The organism is Oleisolibacter albus (assembly GCF_003336875.1).
Classification (GTDB): domain Bacteria; phylum Pseudomonadota; class Alphaproteobacteria; order Azospirillales; family Azospirillaceae; genus Niveispirillum; species Niveispirillum album.
The window spans coordinates 38,104-51,618 of sequence record NZ_QGNJ01000016.1 but is presented as its reverse complement, the minus strand read 5'-3'; the positions used below and the strand labels follow the sequence as shown (position 1 = coordinate 51,618).

Below are 13,515 nucleotides of genomic sequence, written 5' to 3'. Positions count from 1 at the left end.
TCAGTCCTTGGCCGGGGTCAGTTCGGCCCCGCGCGGGCGGGCATTGCGTCCGGCGGGGGACGCGTCGGTGACGCTCCAGGGCCGCTTGGCGCCCAGCGCCTCGGCCACGGCCAGCCCGGCCGACAGCCCATCCTCATGGAAGCCGTAGCCGAACCAGGCACCGCAGAACCAAGTGCGGCGCACGCCCTGGATGCGGCCCAGCTCCCCCTGGGCGGCGACGGCACTGCTGTCGAAGATGGGATGGTCGTAGATGAATTCCTTGTATTTCAGCGCCTGCTGCGGCTCGACCAGGGGGTTCAGCGTCACGAACAGCGGGCTGGATTCATCGATGCCCTGCAGCACGTTCATCCAGTAGGTGACGCTGACCCGGGCCTGACGCTCGCGGGTGCCGTTGGCCAGGTAGTTCCAGGCCGACCACGCCTTGGGCCGGCGCGGCATCAGCGCCGGGTCGCAATGCAGCACGGCCCGGTTCAGCTGGAAGCGGAAGGCGCCCAGGATGCGCCGCTCCTCCTCGCTGGCATCGGACAGCATGGCCAGGGCCTGATCGGCATGGGCGCCGATGATGACATGGTCATAGACTTCCGACAGGCCGGTGGCGTCCTGCAGGTGAACGCCGTCGGGAAGGCGCCGCAGCATGCTGATGGCGCGGCCGCGATGCACGGTTCCGCGCAGCTCGGCCAGCATCTTCCTGACATAGGCCCGGCTGCCGCCATGGACGGTGCGCCATTGCGGCCGGTTCTTCAGCTTCAGCAGCCCGTGGTTCTGGAAGAAGCGCACGAAGCTCTGCAACGGGAAGCGCAGCATCTCGCTGATGGTGCAGGACCAGATGGCCGAACCCATGGGCAGCAGATGGTCGTAGATGAAGCGGTGCCCGTAATTCTGCCGCACCAGATACTCACCCAGCGTCAGGTCCACGGCCGACGGGTCGTTCAGCAGCTTCGGCGCCTCCTTGTAGAAGCGCACGATGTCCCGCAGCATCAGGTGATAGGTCGGACTCAGCAGGTTGCGCTTCTGCGCGAACATGCCGGCCAGATTGCTGCCGGAATATTCCAGCCGGCCCCGGTCGATGGAGACGGCGAACGACATCATCGACGCGTCCGTCTCCACCCCCAGATGGTCGAACAGGGCTGTCAGGTTGGGGTATGTGGCCTCGTTATAGACGATGAAGCCGGTATCGACGGCCACGGCGCGGCCGTCCCGCGTCAGCACATCCACCGTGTTGGAATGGCCGCCCACATACTCGTTCTGCTCGTACACCGTCACGTCATGGCCGTGCCGGTCCAGCAGCCATGCGGCACTGAGGCCGGAAATGCCGGCACCGATGACCGCGATCCTCATGCTCCCCACCCCTTCATGCGTTCTGTCCGTCCTGCTGCTTCAGCGCGGCGAAGGCGGCCAGCGCCCGCGCGCGTCCCGCCTCGTGGTCCACCACCGGCCGCGGATAGGTTTGCCCCAGCACCACGCCGGCCCGGCGCAACTGCTCCGCCGTGGCGCTCCAGGGCGCGTGGATGACCGTGGCCGGCAGCTTCGACAGCTCCGGCACCCAGCGCCGCACATAGTCCCCGTCGGGGTCGAATTTCTGTCCCTGCAGGATCGGGTTGAAGACCCGGAAATAGGGCGCGGCATCGGCGCCGCAGCCGGCGATCCACTGCCAGCCCCCGGCATTGTTGGCCAGGTCGGCATCCACCAGCGTATCCCAGAACCAGCGCTGCCCCTCCTGCCAGGGTTGCAGCAGATGCTTCACCAGCAGCGATCCGGCAATCATGCGCACACGGTTGTGCATCCAGCCCATGGACCAGAGCTGGCGCAGCCCGGCATCCACGATGGGATAGCCGGTACGTCCGCGGCGCCACGCGGCCATCAGCGTCGGGTCGGGCTGCCACGGGAATTCCTCGAACCGGGGGTTGAGCGGGCGCGCCGATAATTCCGGGAAGTGATAGCAAAGGGAATGGCAAAATTCGCGCCAGACGATTTCCCGCAGGAACGCTGAAATCCCCTTCTCACGATCGGGATGCGCGGCCGTCACGGCCAGCGCCGCATGCCAGGCCTGACGGGGCGAGATCTCGCCGAAATGCAGGTGCGGCGACAGGCGGGAGGTGCCGTCGCGGTCGGGGAAATCCCGCCTCCCGGCATAATCCCCGGCCGGCCCGTCGAGGAAAGCCGCAAGCCGGGCGCGGGCGCCGTCCTCGCCCGGTGTCCAGGCCGCCCGCAGCCCGCCGGCCCAGTCCGGGGCCGTGGGCCGCAGGCCCCAGTCCGCCAGCATCTCCGACACGGGCAGCCGGGCGGGGGCCTGAAGGGCCGCCGGGGCCGGCAGCGGCGTCTGCGGCGCGCCGCGGGCCAGCACGGCCTTGTAATAAGGGGTGAACACCCGGTAGGGCTGGCCACCCCCGGTGGCCAGATCCCAAGGCTCGTGCAGCAGGCTGCCGTTGCAGCTCTTCACGCTGACGCCGTCGGACAGCAGCGCGGCCTTCAGGCGTGTGTCGCGCGCGATGGCCCAGGGCTCGTAGCAGCGGTTCCACACCACCATGCCGGCGCCGGTTTCCTCCACCAGTGCCGGCAGCACCAGATCGGCCGGCCCCCGGCGCAGGATCAGCGGTGCCCCCAGCCGTTCCAGCCCCGCTGACAGGGCGGCAAGGCTGTGGTGCAGCCACCAGCGCGAGGCGCCGCCGGGGCGCCAGTCGCCGGGTGTCCCATCGTCCAGCACATAGACGGGCAGCACCGGGCGGCCGCTCTCCACGGCCAGCCGCAGGGCGGGATTGTCGGCCAGCCGCAGATCCTGGCGGAACCAGACGAGACAGGGGGACAGGGACATCATCACACGGCATGCAACGGGACCGTGCATGAGGTGGAGCGCCGGGAGGCGGCGTCAATGCCCGCTCTGGAAAAGCCCCAACGGCGTCAGGGCCATCCTAACCGTAAGAACCGAAGGGACAGTGCCGCCGTCCCTTGATCCTGGGCGGCACTGTGCCAACCTGTGTCCACAAGGGTCGTCGTCTGCAGCCTTCGGTGCTCCCGCGCACCGTCCCCCAGGGTTGCCGGTGGCGTTCCGGTGGCCGGTCCGGAGCATGCCCCCCTGCTCCGGGCCGGCCGCTTTTCCGGGTGCTGCCTCCCGTCCGCAGCCCGTTCAGGGCGCCAGCGCCGCCAGGCCCCGCGGCTCCGCCGCCAGCCGGCTGGCAGGCAGCCGATGGACCCCGTCCCGTCCCAGCAGCCAGACCTGGAAGTCCGGCCGCAGCAGATCGGCCACGGCCGGGTCCAGCACATTCAGCCCACCGGTCAGACTGCCGAAGGCCGGCAGGATCAGCCGGCAGCCGTCGCTGACGAAGCAGCGGGCCGTCAGCCGGCCGCCGCGGGTGCGTACCGCCGCCTTGGGATGGTAATGGCCGGACACCTCACCCGCGGCGGGGCCGGCGGCCGCCTCGTGCCGGAACAGCAGCCCGCCCTCGGCCAGGTCCGCCAGCACCGTGCCGCCCCAGCCCTCCGGCGGGGCGGGATCGTGGTTGCCGCTGATCCAGACCCAGTCGCGGGCCGCGGTCAGGGCGGCCACGCGCCGGCCGTCATCGACCGACATGCGGGCGGCGGCATCACGGTCATGGAAACTGTCGCCGAGGCAGACGACGCGGGCCGGGTCCAGCCGGCGGCAGACCTCCGCCAGCCGCGCCAGCGTGGCCGCGGTGTCGTAGGGCGGCAGCATCTGGCCGTGCCGCGCATAGGACGACGCCTTCTCCAGATGCAGGTCGGCCACCACCAGCCAGCGCCGCCCGGGCCACCACAGGGCGCCGGACAGGTCGGGCGTCAGCGCAACACCATTCAGCAGGAGATCGGCAGCGGCCATGGACGAAACGGGAACAGGGAGCCTGACACCGCTCTAGCAGGCCGCGGCCCCCATGCCCAGGGCCAATCCACCGGCGATGGGCGGGCCGTGGCGAAACGGATACGGCTCAATAGGTCAGGCTGGCCGCATTGATCAGGCCCACCGTGACCGACAGGGCGGCCAGCAGGATGCCATGGGCCATCTTGTCATGCTCGATCCCGGAACGCAGATCCCCCAGCAGGCGCGAGGCCAGCAGGAAGGCGGCCAGTTGGCTGACCAGGGCGATCACGCTCCACATCAGCATGTCCAGCAGGCTGCCGGCGGAGGAGCCGACGGCATTCAGCGGCAGGGCGAAGCCCAGCAGCACACCGGCGAAGGAGATGGCAGCGGCCGAATTGCCCTGGCGGATCAGGGCGATCTCCTTGTAGGGGGTAATGAACAGATAGATGACCACAGCCACGGTCAGCAGCACCGCCAGCGAGGCGGCATAGGCCAGATAGGCCGGGAAATGCGACAGGCTGTAGCTCAGCAACGGCTCCATGACCAACTCCCGTCAGACGCGCGGAAGCGGCACGGCGGCCGCCCCGGTCCGCAGCATTGCGAGCCGGGGCGGGGCGCTGTCAAGGGGGCGGGTGCCCGCCGGGGACCCGGGAAAGCGGAGCCGTGACAGGGATTTCGGCCGGGCCCGGCCTCAGCCGATGCTGGCCCGCAGCATCCAGGCCGCCTTTTCGTGATAGGCCATGCGGCCGTTCATCAGATCCTCGGTCACGGTGTCGCCGGCATCCTGCGCAACCTCGACCACGGCCTTGCAGGCCCGGTTCACCGTCTCATTGTCGCGCACCAGCTGTTCCAGCATGCCGCGGTCGCTGGGGACGCCATGTTCGTCCTCGATCTCGGTCAGTTTCAGGAACTGCGACAGGCTGCCGGGGGCGAAATGGCCGAGGGCGCGGATGCGCTCGGCCAGATCGTCCACCGCCCCGGTCAGATCCTCGTACTGCATCTGGAACATCTCGTGCAGCGAATGGAACTGGGGGCCGGTCACATTCCAGTGGAAGCCATGGGTCTTGCCCAGAAGCGTGTAGGTGTCGGCCAGCACGCGGGCCAGCCCTTCCGACAGACGCTGGCGCTGCTCGTCGGCGATGCCGGTCTGCACGGGCAGGGACTCGCGCGAGGCCGGGGTGCGGTCGGTTTCGGTGTCGGGACGCTGAAGCTGGTCCATGGGTCGCTGTCCATTGTCGCGTGGGGAGGGACGGGGGGCCGCCGGCCCCCCGCCTGCTGGACACAACATTCCACGCGGACAAAGGTGCCCGAGAGGACCCCACGCGGCGGCAGCGTTAGGCCGCCGCGGCCGCCGCGGCCCGGCTTTCCACCACGCGGTCGGCCTGCTTGCCCACCAGTTCGGCCAGATGCGAGAAGCTGGCGCTGTACCCGCCCAGGCCCAGGGTCAGTGAGCGCAGCTCGATCACCAGATCACCCATGTCGGCCTGCGGGATCAGGGCCTTGACCTCGTCCCAGCCCGGCCAGTCCGTGCGCGAGTCGAAGCCCAGGATCTGTCCGCGCCGGCCGCTGATGAGCCGCTGCACCCGGCTGGTATAGTCCGTGGGCGTCACGAAGGTGACCTGCAGGATCGGTTCCAGCAGCACCGGCTCACCCTTGGTCAGCGCCTCCTGCACGGCCATGCGTCCGGCGGTCTTGAAGGCCAGTTCGCTGCTGTCCACCGCATGGTACTGGCCGTTGGTCAGGGCCACCGCGATGTCCACCACCGGGAAACCCAGCGGCCCGCGGGCCATGGCCTCCCGGGCGCCGTCCTCCACGGCGGGGATGTAGGTGCGGGGGATGACGCCGCCCACCACCTTGTCCTCGAAGCGGAAGCCCTCGCCGCGGGCCAGCGGCCGCACCTCCAGATGCACGTCGGCGAACTGCCCGTGCCCGCCGGTCTGGCGCTTGAAGCGGGCATGCTGGGCGCTGCCGCGCCGGATGGTCTCGCGATAGGGCACACCGGGGGCGCGGCTGCGGACCGGAAGGTTGAAGCGGCTGCGCAGCCGGTCCAGCGCGATCTGCAGATGCACCGGCCCCTGGCCGGACAGCACCAGCTCGCCGATCTCGGTGTCATGGCGGAAGGACAGGCTGGCATCCTCCTCGGCCAGCTTGGCCAGGGCGGCCGTCAGCTTGACCTCGTCGGTCTTCTGCTCCGCCTCCACGGTCAGGGCATAGACCGGCTCCGGCGCCGCCGGCCAGAACGGGGCACGCCCCGTCATCTCCTTCTCGGTCAGCAGGTCGCCGGCCCTGGGCTTGTCCAGCCGGGCCAGGGCCACGACCTCGCCGGCATCGGCCGTGGTCTTCTTGACCAGCCCGCCGGGGCCGAAGGCATAGACGCCGCCGACCCGCTCCCCGGCCAGGGTCATGCCGTCCTGCACCGGGCCGGACCAGATGCGGGCCAGGGACAGCTTGCCGGCATGGGCGGCGTACTGGGTCTTGAACACCTCGACCAGGGGACCGTCGGTCCTGGCCGCAATCTCCAGCCGGGCCGCCGTGCGCTCGGCGGTGGGAACCTCGTGGCGCAGCGCCTTCAGCAGCCGGCGCACGCCATGGTCGCGGTCGGCCGAGCCCAGGAACACCGGCACGATCAGGTCTTCGGCCAGATTCTGGGCCAGATGGCGATAGACGTCGTCGCGCTCGGGAGTCACATCCTCCAGCAGCTGTTCCAGCAGCTGGTCATCGAAATCGGCCAGGGCTTCCAGCAGCTGCTGACGGGCATCCTGTTCCCGTTCCTTCACCGTGGCCGGCATCGGCACCAGATCCGAGGTCTGGCCGGGGCGCCAGTGATAGGCGCGCTCGCTGACCAGATCCACATGGCCGGTGATGCTGCCATTGTCGCGGATCGGCACCTCCCGCAGCACCAGCGGCCGTTCGGACACGCCCTGCAGGGCCGCCAGCACGTCGCGCACGCGCACATCGCTGCCGGCCAGCTGATCCATCTTGTTGATATAGACCATGTGCGGCATGGACATCTCGTCCAGCATGCGGAACAGCGGGGCCAGCATGCCCGCCTTGTCCGCCGACGGCTCGCAGACCACGATGGCCACGTCGGCCACCTGCAGGGCGCGCAGCGTGTCGGCCTGGAGCTCGACCGAGCCGGGGCAGTCGATGAAGGTCCAGCGCTCCCCCAGATAGTCGCCGGAGGCCAGGTTCATCTCCACGCTCATATGGCGGGCGCGGGCTTCGGGGCTGCTGTCGCCGGCGGTGGAGCCGTCATTGACGCTGCCCTTGCGGTGCAGATTGCCCGCGGCCAGCAGCAGCGCTTCCAGCAGCGTGGTCTTACCGCTGAGATAGGGTCCTACCAGGGCCGCAACACGCGGCCCGGACCTCATGCCGTTCATCATCTTCCGCCTCCGGTTTGTGGTGCGTGACGGGCACCCCGGGGGCAGCGCGGGCGGTCGGCCATCGGGCCGCCCGCCGGTCTGTCCGCGGCTGGCGCCCATTTTCCTCCAGCGCCAATCGAACGCCTGTCCCGACCGGGTGTCGAGGGGAAATCGGCACAACCGCTGCGGCACATTCCCCGCCGCTCTACCCTGTCCGTTTGGACCTGCCCATTCCCCCGGGGGCTGACATATCGTAGCGTCTTTGAGAGCGTTGCTCCGGGCCGGGAGGCGGTGGTGGGCCCCAGTCTCTTCAGTATCGTGCAGTTTGCCCTGCTGACGTTCCTGGCGGCCATCGGTGTCAATTTGCTGATCGCCGTCGGCGGCTTCGTCTGGGCCGTGCTGATCCGCAGCGAGGGCAGGGAACAGCCGCTGCGCGATGCCATCGTCCGCTATGCCCGCATCGTCAACGGCCTGTCCAGCCGCGTGGAGGCGCGCAAGGAGGCTGCCACCGGGGCTGCGGCGGAACTGTTCGGGGTGCAGCGTCAGGAAAAGCAGCTGCGCAGCCGCCTGCGTGAACTGGAAATGGCGCCACACCGCTTCGTCCGCCTGCTCGGCTCGGAGGCGCGGCCCCACCATCCCTTCGAGGCGCTGGTCTTCAACAGCTCGGTGGCGCATCAGGCCAAGCGGGGCGAGAAGCACCCCTTCTACGATGCCAGCTGGGGCATGCCTTGCCCGGTGCATGTCTGGGCCAGGACCCTGGACGAGGCCAAGCATGAGCTGGAGCGGGCCTTTCCCGCCTCCGGCGGTTTCAAGGTCGTGCATATCCAGCCGTTGCCGCTGGCCGAGGAGCCGGCACCGGCCGGGGACCCGCCTCCGCCGGAGGCGGCGTCGGCATGATCTCCTTTCCCCTGCTGCTCGGGCTGTTCATCGTGGTCCTGTCGACCCGGCCGTCGCTGGAGCGGGCCCGCCATGTCATCGCCGATGCCCACCGCAGCATCCGCGAACTGGAACGGCGCAAGCAGGCGTTGAGCCGGCGCATCCGCGAACTGGCCAAGGAAAGCCTCAACCAGCGGCTGACCTCGGGTCAGGACAGCAACGAGACCGACGATCTGCGCGACCGTCTCCAGACGTTGCAGCAGCGCATCCGCGACCTGGAGGCAATGGATCGCCGCATCCTGGTGCTGGACGAGCGGCGTGGCCTGTCGGAAACGGGCTGGGTCCTGCGGGTGCGCCGCGACCCGGCCGCCGCGCCGCCGCTGGAGCCGCGGGTCATCACCGCCCTGTGGGACGATGGCCGCTATGTCTTCTTCTTTGCCGGCGATCCGGCCCGCGCCCGCCGTAAGGCCCAGATCCGGTTCCCTGAGGAGCACGGGTTCACCGTCATCGAGGTGATTCCCCATGCAGGCGACCTGACGGACATACCTAAGCTCGCCGGTCCTGCAAAAATTGCATGATTAAAAAATAGGCTTTTGCCAGCCTATAATTTAGGCCGAGGGTCTGTCGCCCTGTTAACGGCATCCCAGGCCCACGGCGCGCACGGCACACGGCCCGCCGCGGCAGCGGCATCAGCGGTCGTCTGATTTCAGGGGGCGGAAAAAAGAACGCCCGGAAAGCCATGCCTTCCGGGCGAGTTGAACAGGGAGGCTTCACGTCTGGGAGACGCGGGTCCGAAGACCCAACCCCGGACGGGTAATCCGGGGCGAAACGCTGGGTGCTGCTCCGCAGCAACCAGTGCCCTGAAAATATGCATTCCCGTTGATTTCACCAGGGGTGAAGCGCGAGCCTTGCTATGCGGTGGTCGCATGGCTGGCCGGGAAGGTTTCCGCCACCTTCTTGACCAGGAAATCGCGGAACACGGCGATGCGCTTGGAGTGGCGCAGCTCCTCGGCATAGACGAAATAGGCGTCGATGCGGGGGCCGCTGACATCGGGCAGCACGCGCACGATATCGGGCCGGCCTTCGACCACATAGTCGGGCACGGCGGCGATGCCGAGCCCGCTCTGCACGGCCCGCGACATGGCGTACAGGCTGTTGACGCGCAGCGCCGTGCGGCGCTCGCCGCCGGGCGGGTCACCCACATGCAGCAGCCAGTTGATGTTGGCCACCGGGGCGCGGGCCTCGTTCGGGTAGGCGATGAGGTCGTGCTGGTCCAGCTCGGCGATGGACTGCGGCACGCCCCGCTTCTCCAGATAGGATTTGTGGGCGTACAGATGCACGCGCACCGTCATCAGATGGCGCTGGATCAGATCCGGCTGGCGCGGCGCCGACATGCGGATGGCGATATCCGCCTCGCGCATGGACAGGTCCAGTTCATTGTCGTCCAGCAGCAGCGTCAGCTGCACATCCGGGAACAGGCTGAGGAATTCCTTGACCCGCGGCGTTAGCCAGGTCGAGCCGAAGGCGATGGTGGTGGTCACCTTCAGCGGACCCTTGGGATGCTCCTTCGATTCGGACAGCATCGCCTCGGTCATGGACAGCTTGGCGAACACCTCGCGCGCCGTGCGGTACAGCAGCTCGCCCTGCTCGGTCAGGATCAGGCCGCGGGCATGCCGGTGAAACAGCGGCACATGCAGGCTCTCCTCAAGCGCGCTGATCTGCCGGCTCACCGCCGACTGGCTGAGGTTCAGGGTTTCCCCCGCATGCGTGAAGCTGCCCGCCTCCGCGACCGCGTGAAAGACGCGAAGCTTGTCCCAATCCATGACCTGTCCCTAGGTGAAGCGGCCGACGGGAACCCGGCCGCTGGAGATCTTGGCCGGGCGCGGAATGCGCCCGGCGCATGGATGATATACCGATGCCGCCGGAAGCGCTAGGGATTGTGGTAACCCAGCGCCGCCGACCACACTAGCTCGACGAAAGGTGAGGGTCTTTCGGATCACCAGGCACCGATCATGCTCTGGCGCGATGCCTCGGCGAAGGCCTCGGCCGGGCTCGCCGCCTGGATGGCGAGCCATTTCTCGGCCTCCAGTGCCGCCATGCAGCCCATGCCGGCGGCGGTGACGGCCTGGCGGTACACCTTGTCCTTGACGTCGCCTGCGGCAAAAACGCCGGGGATGCTGGTCTTGGTGCTGTCCGGCGCCGTCAGCAGATAGCCCTCGGCATCCATCTCCAGCTTGCCCTTGAACACCTTGGTCGCGGGGTCGTGGCCGATGGCGACGAACACGCCTTCCAGTGCCAGATCGCTGACCGCATCGGTCTTGAGGTTGCGCAGGCGCACGCCGGTGACCCGCTTGGGATCGGTGAAGCTGGAGCCGCCCTCGCCCAGGATCTCCTCGACCACGCTGTCCCAGACCACCTCGATCTTGGGATTGGCGGCCACGCGCTCCTGCAGGATGCGCTCGCCGCGGAAGCTGTCGCGGCGGTGGATCAGGGTGACCTTGCTGGCGTGATGGGTCAGGTACAGCGCCTCTTCCAGGGCGCTGTTGCCGCCGCCGACCACGGCCACCGGCTTGCCGCGGAAGAAGAAGCCGTCACAGGTGGCGCAGGCCGACACGCCGGCCCCCTGGAAATGCTGCTCGCCGGGGATGCCCAGCCAGCGGGCCTGGGCGCCGGTGGCGATGATCACGGCGTCAGCCACGAACTCGTCGCCGCTGTCGGCCTTGCAGACGAAGGGGCGCTTGCTGAAATCCACCTCGGTGATGACGTCGAACACCATGCGCGTGCCGTAGCGCTCGGCCTGTTGGCGCATCTGCTCCATCAGTTCCGGCCCCTCGACGGGGGCGGCGAAGCCCGGGAAGTTCTCCACATCCTTGGTGATGGTCAGCTGTCCGCCGGGCTGCATGCCCTGGACCAGGGTCGGTTCCAGGCTGGCGCGGGCGGCATAGATGGCGGCGGTATAGCCGGCGGGCCCGGCGCCGATGATCAGCAGCTTCATACGGTGGACGGCCATGGAACTTCCCTTTGCAATGCAGGCGCCCGACCGTCGGGCGCGGCGTCTGGTCATGCACACATCGCCCCGGCGGGCGGGGGCTGCGACCCTACCCGCATGCAGGCCAGCCTTCAACCTCCGGAATGCCTTGTCCCTGTCGGCGCCCCTGCGACATGGGTTCCGTTGCCGCCCCGCGCTGTGGCAGGGTGGCGGTGCAGGGCGGCAGGGTCCATATATCCGCCTCGCCCCATCCGCCTCGCCCATGCGTCTGACAGGTCCGGGTCCCATGCTGCACAAGGCCGCCGCCCTTCTCCTCGTCCTTTTCGGCCTCACCGCCGCCCTGCCCGCCACCAGTGCGCCCGCCGCCGCCAACCCGGTCCGCACCGAGAATGTCGAGGCGGAGCTGACGGCCGAGCAGGCGGCTGTGCCCGGCCGGACCGTCTGGCTGGCGCTGACCCAGCGCATCCGTCCGGGCTGGCACACCTACTGGCTGAACCCGGGCGACAGCGGCATCGCCACCGAGATCAAATGGACCCTGCCCCCGGGCTGGAGCGCCGGCGCCATCGTCTGGCCGGCGCCGCAGCGGTTCCCCATCGGGCCGCTGGTCAATTTCGGCTATGCCGGCGAGGTGCATCTGCTGACGCCGGTGACCGTGCCGGCCGATGCCGTGCCGGGGCAGCCCGTCACCCTGACCGCCGCCGCCGATTGGCTGGTCTGTGAGGACATTTGTATTCCCGAGTCGGCCACCCTGAGCCTGACCCTGCCGGTGGCGGCCGGTCCCGCCGCCCCGTCGCCACAGGCGGCTGCCCTGTTCACCGCCGCCCGCGCCAGCCTGCCGGCGGACAATCCGTTCCCCGCCCGGTTCGAGGCGGGCAAGGAACAGCACAGGCTGACTCTGGCCCTGCCGCAGGCGGAGGCCGGCCGGCTTGCCGGGGCCTTCTTCTTCCCGGAACAGTGGACCGTCGCCAGTCCCAACGCCGCCCAGACGCTGACCACCGATGGGGACGGGCTGCATCTGACCTTCCCCGTCGGCGGCGCCCTGCCCAAGGAGGATATCCGCGGCGTGCTGGTGCTGGAGGAGAAGCTGGGCGACGGCGCCACGGCCCGTCAGGCCCTGCAGATCAGCGTGCCTGCCACCGGGGCTGCCACCGGGGTCGCGGCCACGCCGGACGGGTCCGCCCCCGGCACGGCCGCTTCCGCCGCGGCGACCCTGCCCACGGCGGCGGCGACCGAGACGGCGGGGCTGGGTCTGGGGCCGGCCCTGCTCTTCGCCCTGCTGGGGGGCATGGTGCTGAACCTGATGCCCTGCGTCTTCCCCGTCCTGTCCATGAAGGCCCTGGCCCTGGTCCGGCATGAGGCGGAGCATGCCCGCGCCCATGGTCTGGTCTATACCGCGGGTGTGCTGGTCTGCTTCGCCGCCGTGGCCGGCGTGCTGATCGCGCTCCGGGCCGGCGGAGCGGAGATCGGCTGGGGCTTCCAGCTGCAGGACCCGCTGGTGGTGGGAATCCTGGCCTATGTCATGTTCCTGCTGGGCCTGTCGCTGTCCGGTGTGTTCAGCATCGCCGGCAGTTTCATGGGCGTGGGGCAGGGGCTGGCCGGGCGCGAAGGGTACAGCGGCAGCTTCTTCACCGGTGTTCTGGCCACGGTGGTGGCCACGCCCTGCACCGCCCCCTTCATGGGGGCCGCCGTCGGCTACGCCCTGCTGCAGCCCTGGTACGAAGCCCTGGCCGTGTTCCTGGCGCTGGGGTTGGGCATGGCGCTGCCCTTCCTGGCCCTGACCCTCAGCCCGGCCCTGCTGCGCCGGCTGCCGCGGCCGGGCCTGTGGATGGACCGGCTGAAGCAGGCCCTGGCCTTTCCGCTCTACGCCACCGCCGCCTGGCTGGTCTGGGTGCTGTCGCTGCAGGCCGGGCCTGCGGCCGTGGCCGGGGTGCTGGGCGGCATGGTGCTGGTGGCCTTCGCCGCCTGGCTCTATGGCGTGACCCGCACCGCCGACACCGGCTGGCGCCTCGGCGCCTCCGCCTTCGGGCTGCTGGCCCTGGTGGCGGCCGTGGCCCTGGTGCGCCTGCCGGCCGGACCGGCTCCGGCCGCCGCGGCCGAGACCGCCGCCGCCGCGGGCGAGGGGCACGAGCCCTTCAGCGAGGCGCGTCTGGCCGAGCTGACCGGGCGCAACAAGCCCGTGTTCGTCAATCTGACGGCGGCCTGGTGCATCACCTGTCTGGTCAACGAGAAGACCTCGCTGTCCGCCGCCGCGGTCAAGGCGGCCATGGCCGAGCGCGGCATCACCTACCTCAAGGGCGACTGGACCAACCGCGACGCCACCATCACCCGCATGCTGGCGCGCTTCGGCCGCAGCGGGGTGCCGCTCTATCTGCTCTATGTGCCGGGCAGGGCCGAGCCGGTGGTGCTGCCGCAGGTGCTGACCGAAGGGCTGGTGCTGGATGCCCTGGCCCAGGTGCCCGCCGGCGCCGCCTGAGCCG

At 69.6% G+C, this 13,515-nt stretch carries 11 protein-coding genes; 3 read left to right on the top strand and 8 right to left on the bottom strand.

Annotated elements, in window-relative coordinates; all coding sequences use genetic code 11:
- From DK368_RS18105 to DK368_RS18080, 6 genes are all read right to left on the bottom strand, one after another.
- Positions 1 to 1,338, bottom strand: a complete 1,338-nt coding sequence (locus tag DK368_RS18105; RefSeq protein WP_114395385.1) for an NAD(P)/FAD-dependent oxidoreductase — start codon at positions 1,336 to 1,338, stop codon at positions 1 to 3.
- A gap of 13 nt (positions 1,339 to 1,351) precedes the next feature.
- The gene (locus DK368_RS18100; protein ID WP_420818910.1) at positions 1,352 to 2,815 is read right to left on the bottom strand and encodes a cryptochrome/photolyase family protein; all 1,464 of its coding nucleotides are present in this window, start codon (positions 2,813 to 2,815) and stop codon (positions 1,352 to 1,354) included.
- Positions 2,816 to 3,124: 309 nt separating this feature from the next.
- The gene (pdeM, locus tag DK368_RS18095) at positions 3,125 to 3,832 is read right to left on the bottom strand and encodes a ligase-associated DNA damage response endonuclease PdeM (protein WP_114395384.1); all 708 of its coding nucleotides are present in this window, start codon (positions 3,830 to 3,832) and stop codon (positions 3,125 to 3,127) included.
- 106 nt (positions 3,833 to 3,938) lie between these two features.
- Positions 3,939 to 4,352, bottom strand: a complete 414-nt coding sequence (locus tag DK368_RS18090; RefSeq protein ID WP_114395383.1) for a DUF350 domain-containing protein — start codon at positions 4,350 to 4,352, stop codon at positions 3,939 to 3,941.
- A 150-nt stretch (positions 4,353 to 4,502) separates the two neighbouring features.
- Positions 4,503 to 5,030: a Dps family protein gene (locus DK368_RS18085; protein ID WP_114395382.1), complete on the bottom strand. Its 528-nt coding sequence runs from the start codon at positions 5,028 to 5,030 to the stop codon at positions 4,503 to 4,505.
- A gap of 115 nt (positions 5,031 to 5,145) precedes the next feature.
- Entirely contained in the window at positions 5,146 to 7,182 is a 2,037-nt protein-coding gene (locus DK368_RS18080) for an elongation factor G (RefSeq protein ID WP_240002558.1), read from the bottom strand.
- Positions 7,183 to 7,467: 285 nt separating this feature from the next.
- On the opposite strand from DK368_RS18080, the gene DK368_RS18075 reads away from it, so the two are divergent.
- Together DK368_RS18075 and DK368_RS18070 are read left to right on the top strand one after the other, a co-directional pair.
- Complete coding sequence (locus DK368_RS18075; RefSeq protein ID WP_114395380.1) at positions 7,468 to 8,070, top strand: hypothetical protein; 603 nt, start codon at positions 7,468 to 7,470, stop codon at positions 8,068 to 8,070.
- Positions 8,067 to 8,627 carry a coiled-coil domain-containing protein gene (locus tag DK368_RS18070; RefSeq protein WP_114395379.1) on the top strand — a complete coding sequence of 187 codons (561 nt, stop codon included), beginning with the start codon at positions 8,067 to 8,069 and terminating at the stop codon, positions 8,625 to 8,627. Before DK368_RS18075 ends, DK368_RS18070 begins: the two co-directional genes overlap by 4 nt.
- Before the next feature lie 333 nt (positions 8,628 to 8,960).
- On the opposite strand, the gene DK368_RS18065 is transcribed toward DK368_RS18070, so the two are convergent.
- The gene (locus DK368_RS18065; protein ID WP_114395378.1) at positions 8,961 to 9,872 is read right to left on the bottom strand and encodes a LysR family transcriptional regulator; all 912 of its coding nucleotides are present in this window, start codon (positions 9,870 to 9,872) and stop codon (positions 8,961 to 8,963) included.
- Positions 9,873 to 10,045: 173 nt separating this feature from the next.
- Positions 10,046 to 11,059 carry a thioredoxin-disulfide reductase gene (trxB, locus tag DK368_RS18060; RefSeq protein ID WP_114395377.1) on the bottom strand — a complete coding sequence of 338 codons (1,014 nt, stop codon included), beginning with the start codon at positions 11,057 to 11,059 and terminating at the stop codon, positions 10,046 to 10,048.
- Between the two features lie 265 nt (positions 11,060 to 11,324).
- Between trxB and DK368_RS18055 the strand changes: the two genes are divergently transcribed.
- Positions 11,325 to 13,511, top strand: a complete 2,187-nt coding sequence (locus DK368_RS18055; RefSeq protein WP_114395376.1) for a protein-disulfide reductase DsbD family protein — start codon at positions 11,325 to 11,327, stop codon at positions 13,509 to 13,511.
- Positions 13,512 to 13,515 lie beyond the last annotated feature (4 nt).

Bases quoted from the DNA above. Each gene is read 5' to 3' on its own strand.
- DK368_RS18105 (WP_114395385.1), bottom strand. From the start codon at position 1,338: ATGAGGATCGCGGTCATCGGTGCCGGCATTTCCGGCCTCAGTGCCGCA.
- DK368_RS18100 (WP_420818910.1), bottom strand. From the start codon at position 2,815: ATGATGTCCCTGTCCCCCTGTCTCGTCTGGTTCCGCCAGGATCTGCGG.
- pdeM (WP_114395384.1), bottom strand. From the start codon at position 3,832: ATGGCCGCTGCCGATCTCCTGCTGAATGGTGTTGCGCTGACGCCCGAC.
- DK368_RS18090 (WP_114395383.1), bottom strand. From the start codon at position 4,352: ATGGAGCCGTTGCTGAGCTACAGCCTGTCGCATTTCCCGGCCTATCTG.
- DK368_RS18085 (WP_114395382.1), bottom strand. From the start codon at position 5,030: ATGGACCAGCTTCAGCGTCCCGACACCGAAACCGACCGCACCCCGGCC.
- DK368_RS18080 (WP_240002558.1), bottom strand. From the start codon at position 7,182: ATGAGGTCCGGGCCGCGTGTTGCGGCCCTGGTAGGACCCTATCTCAGC.
- DK368_RS18070 (WP_114395379.1), top strand. From the start codon at position 8,067: ATGATCTCCTTTCCCCTGCTGCTCGGGCTGTTCATCGTGGTCCTGTCG.
- DK368_RS18065 (WP_114395378.1), bottom strand. From the start codon at position 9,872: ATGGATTGGGACAAGCTTCGCGTCTTTCACGCGGTCGCGGAGGCGGGC.
- trxB (WP_114395377.1), bottom strand. From the start codon at position 11,059: ATGGCCGTCCACCGTATGAAGCTGCTGATCATCGGCGCCGGGCCCGCC.
- DK368_RS18055 (WP_114395376.1), top strand. From the start codon at position 11,325: ATGCTGCACAAGGCCGCCGCCCTTCTCCTCGTCCTTTTCGGCCTCACC.